Here is a 4,315-nt window from a genome sequence, read left to right as displayed (position 1 = left end):
CTGCGCGCCGTACGCGGCCCCCGGCTACGACTTCGACCGCTATCTCGCCGACTACGACCCCGCCGTCTGGGGCCGCGACACCCCCGTCAGCGGCCCCCAGGAAGACGCCCGCGCCGCCTCCGCCGCCAACCAGGCCGCGGCGATCCAGGCGTACGTGCCCTCGGACACCACCGTCGTCGGCGTCGGCCGGAACGCCGCCATCAGGGGCGCCAGCCTGCAGATCAAGGACGCCGACAACGTCATCGTCCGCAACCTCACGCTGGAGAGCCCGCTCGACTGCTTCCCGCAGTGGGACCCCACGGACGGCGAACGGGGCGCCTGGAACTCCGAGTACGACGCGGCCGTGGTCCACGGCTCCACCCACGTCTGGCTGGACCACAACACCTTCACCGACGGCCGCCACCCCGACAGCTCCCTGCCGCGCCACTACGGCGAGCTGTACCAGCGGCACGACGGCGAACTCGACGTCGTGCGCGGCGCGGACCTCGTCACCGTCTCCTGGAACGTCTTCGAGGACCACGCCAAGACCCTGATGATCGGCAACAGCGACGCGGCGGGCGACACGGACCGCGGCAGGCTGCGGGTGACGCTCCACCACAACCTCTTCCGGGACGTGGGCGAACGGGCGCCGCGGGTGCGCTTCGGCCGGGTGGACGCGTACAACAACCACTACGTGATCGCCGAGGACTCGTACGCGTACTCCTTCGGCATCGGCTTCGAGTCGCGGCTCGTGGCGGAGAAGAACTCCTTCCGCCTCCCGCCGGGAGTCGGCCCCGGCCGGATCCTGAAGAAGTGGAGCGAGGCCCCGCTGACGGCGGTACGCAACCACGTCAACGGCGCCGAGACCGACCTCGTCGCCGCCCACAACGCGGACAACCCGGACACCCCGCTGCAACGGGACGCCGGCTGGACCCCGGCGCTCCGCACCCGGGTCGACGACCCGCGGGCGGTGCCGGGCGTGGTCGTCCCGCGCGCGGGCGCGGGCCGCATCCGCTGACCGGGGGGCTGGCCGGTACCGGACGGGGACGGTCCGTGGGCAGGGCACGGACCTGTGCGGGTCCGCCGCCGAGGCGTAACACAAGCTCAACCTGATCAGGCGCCTCAGCAGGCACAATGCCACCTGCCGTGCTCACGGCAACCGTCCCCGTCCCTGCTCAGGAGTCCCCCGTGTCCGACAAGATTGCCGACAAGTCCCCTCACCCGCCGTCGAGTTCTGCGCGCCTGGAGAGCTTCTTCCGGATCCGCGAACGCGGCTCGACCGTCGGCCGGGAGATACGCGGCGGGCTCGCCACGTTCTTCACGATGGCGTACATCCTCGTGCTCAACCCGATCATCCTGAGCGGCGCCGAGGACAAGTACGGCAACCAGCTCGACTTCGGCCAGCTCGTCACTGTCACCGCGCTCGTCGCCGCCGTGATGACCGTGCTCATGGGCGTGACCGCCAACCTCCCGCTCGCGCTGGCCGCCGGACTCGGCATCAACGCCGTCGTCGCGTACCAGATCGCGCCGCTGATGACCTGGGCCGACGCGATGGGGCTCATCGTGCTGGAGGGCATCATCGTCTGCCTGCTCGCCGCCACCGGCGTGCGCGAGGCCGTCATGAACGCCATCCCGCAGCCGCTCAAGGTGGCGATCAGCGTGGGCATCGGGATGTTCATCGCGCTCATCGGCTTCATCGACGCCGGCTTCGCCACCCGCATCCCGGACATCGCCGACACCACCGTCCCCCTCCAGCTCGGCAGCAGCGGGTCGCTGAGCGGCTGGCCGGTCGTCGTGTTCTGCGCCGGTGTGCTGCTCACCGTGTCGCTGCTCGCGCGGGGCGTGAAGGGCGCCATCCTCATCAGCATCCTGGCGATGACGGTGCTGGCCATCGTCATCAACTCGGTCGCGGACATCGCCGACGAGGCGTGGGGCCTGACCGTCCCCGACTGGCCCGGTGACGTCGTCGAGGCGCCGGACTTCGGCCTGCTCGGCGAGTTCAGCTTCTTCGGGGCGTTCGACGAGGTCAGCGCGGTGACCGTGGTGCTGCTCGTCTTCACCCTCTTCCTCACCGACTTCTTCGACACCATGGGCACCGCCGTCGGCGTCACCAGCGAGGCCGGACTCCTCGACGAGCAGGGCCGCGTCCCCCGCCTGGGCCGCCTCCTCTTCGTCGACGGCCTCGCCACCGTCTTCGGCGGCGCCGCCTCCGGCTCCTCCAACACCAGCTACATCGAGTCCGCCGCCGGCGTCGGCGAGGGCGCCCGCAGCGGCCTGGCCAACCTCGTCACCGGCGGACTCTTCGCCCTGGCCCTCCTCTTCACCCCGCTCGCCCTGGTCGTCCCCTCCCAGGCGGCGGCCCCCGCGCTCATCGCGGTCGGCTTCCTGCTGATGACGCAGGTACGCCACATCGACTGGACCCGCTACGAGATCGCCGTCCCCGCCTTCCTCACGATCGCCGTGATGCCCTTCACGTACTCCATCACCAACGGCCTGGGCGCCGGCTTCATCGCGTACGTGCTCCTCCAGGCGGTCATGGGCCGGGCCCGGAAGGTGCACCCCCTGATGTGGGCGGTGTCGGTGCTGTTCGTGATCTACTTCGCGATCGAGCCGATCGAGGACCTGCTCGGGGTCTGAGGCCCGTTGTCAGACCCGGCCGGTAGCGTGCGCCGGCATGGACAGCGTCGAACTGAGCGATTTCGTCTCGGACTTCGAGCAGGCCGTCGGCCGGGTCGCGGAGACCGGCGAGCGGGTGCGGATCACGGACGGCGGCGAGCCGGCGCGGGTGCTGGTGGCGGCGGGCGAGCTGGCGGAGCTGGAGCACTTCGCCCAGCGGGCCCACGGCAGCAACGGCGTACGGCCCCGGCCCACGGCCGGGCGGTGGCGAACGCTCGGCCCCGAGGAGCAGGGCCCGTACACCCGGTTCATGCACGCCGACGGCGTGCGGATGACGTTCGTGCGGGACCATGCGGTGGTGGCGGAGCTGAAGTCGGTGGCGGAGTTGGAGTGGATCGAGGACACCGGACGCAACCTGCGCCAAAGCTACATGTTGCCCAAGCAGGCGGAGTCGTTCGAGGAGTTCCTCGCGCGCCAGCCCGCCGTCGGCGACGGCATCGCCTGGATCGGCGGCTCCTGGCTGGAGGACGAGCCCTTCAGTGTGCTCGACTTCGTCAGGGGCCGCAGGCCCGAGGACGTCGCCCTCGCCTACGGGGCCGACCCCCGGGACGTCGCCGAAGGGCTGCTGCTGCACGAGGTGTGGGAGATGGATCGGCGCGACGGCACCGAGGAGTTCATGAAGGTGATCGCGTTCGGGGAGGTGGGCGCGTGGACGTGGCTGGGATATCTCTTCGACGACTACGGCGGCCGGCTCTCCCCACCGCCCGTGGAGCGGATCAAGCTGGTCTCGTGCGCGGGCAAGGCCATGTACAACTTCGACTACTGCAGGGGCAGCGAGTACCAGAACCCCTTCCCGACCGAGGACGACACCGTGCCGCTGCGGGACGCGTACGAGATCAACTGGTACACCCCCGGCGAAATGCCCTTCGTCCCCGACGCGCCGCTCGGCTTCCTCAACCCGCACATCCGCCGCGCCGAGGAACTGGCCCTGTGGACCGACCCCGTCGAGCTGTTCTTCGCCGGGCTGGAAGGCGCCTTCGGCCTGGCCCTCCCCAAGCAGGGCATCACCGAGGGAAAGGTGCGCTGCGCCCGGCTCCTCACCCCGGGGTGACGAAGCCCGACTCGTACGCGGCGATCACCGCCTGCGTCCGGTCGCGCGCGCCCAGCTTGGCGAGCACCGCGGCGACATGCGACTTCACCGTCGCCGCGCCGATGTCCAGCCGGGTGGCGATCTCCGCGTTGGCCAACCCCCGCGCCATCAGCCGCAGCACGTCCGCCTCGCGGTCGGTGAGCCGCGCGCGGAGCGCGGTGGTGCGGTGGGACCTGGCGTGTTCGGCGGCGAGGGCGCGGACGGCGGCGGGGAAGAGGAGGGAGTCGGTGCGGGCCACGAGGCGTACGGCCTGGACGAGGTCGGCGGCGGCCGAGCGTTTGAGCAGGAAGCCCGCGGCGCCGGCGCGGAGCGCGTCGTAGACGTACGAGTCGTTCTCGAAGGTCGTGACGACGACGATGCGCGGCGGCGCGGCCATGGTGCGCAGGAGCTGCTCGGTGGCGCGGATGCCGTCGACGTCCGGCATGCGTACGTCCATCAGCACGACGTCGGGCTCCAGCCGCCGCACCAGGGACACCGCCTCGGCGCCGGTCGCGGCCTCGCCGACGACGTCGAGGTCGTCCTCCGCGCTGAGGATCGCGCGCAGGGCGGTACGCACCATGCGCTCGTCGT

Annotated in this window: 4 protein-coding genes; 3 read left to right on the top strand and 1 reads right to left on the bottom strand. The window is 71.2% G+C overall.

Annotated features, from left to right (window positions below; translation table 11 throughout):
- The 3 genes from H5J30_RS19415 to H5J30_RS19405 form a co-directional block, all read left to right on the top strand.
- A partial coding sequence (locus tag H5J30_RS19415) for a pectate lyase family protein (protein ID WP_181788683.1) occupies positions 1-997 on the top strand: 997 nt, incomplete at its 5' end.
- A 116-nt stretch (positions 998-1,113) separates the two neighbouring features.
- Entirely contained in the window at positions 1,114-2,616 is a 1,503-nt protein-coding gene (locus H5J30_RS19410) for an NCS2 family permease (protein WP_220189105.1), read from the top strand.
- A gap of 37 nt (positions 2,617-2,653) precedes the next feature.
- The gene (locus H5J30_RS19405; protein WP_181788681.1) at positions 2,654-3,706 is read left to right on the top strand and encodes a type II toxin-antitoxin system Phd/YefM family antitoxin; all 1,053 of its coding nucleotides are present in this window, start codon (positions 2,654-2,656) and stop codon (positions 3,704-3,706) included.
- On the opposite strand, the gene H5J30_RS19400 is transcribed toward H5J30_RS19405, so the two are convergent.
- A partial coding sequence (locus H5J30_RS19400; protein WP_181788680.1) for a response regulator occupies positions 3,693-4,315 on the bottom strand: 623 nt, incomplete at its 5' end. The genes H5J30_RS19405 and H5J30_RS19400 overlap by 14 nt on opposite strands.

This window comes from Streptomyces phytophilus (assembly GCF_013870535.1).
Classification (GTDB): domain Bacteria; phylum Actinomycetota; class Actinomycetes; order Streptomycetales; family Streptomycetaceae; genus Streptomyces; species Streptomyces phytophilus.
The sequence above is the reverse complement of the archived record's forward strand: the minus strand, read 5'-3'. Positions and strand labels throughout refer to the sequence as shown.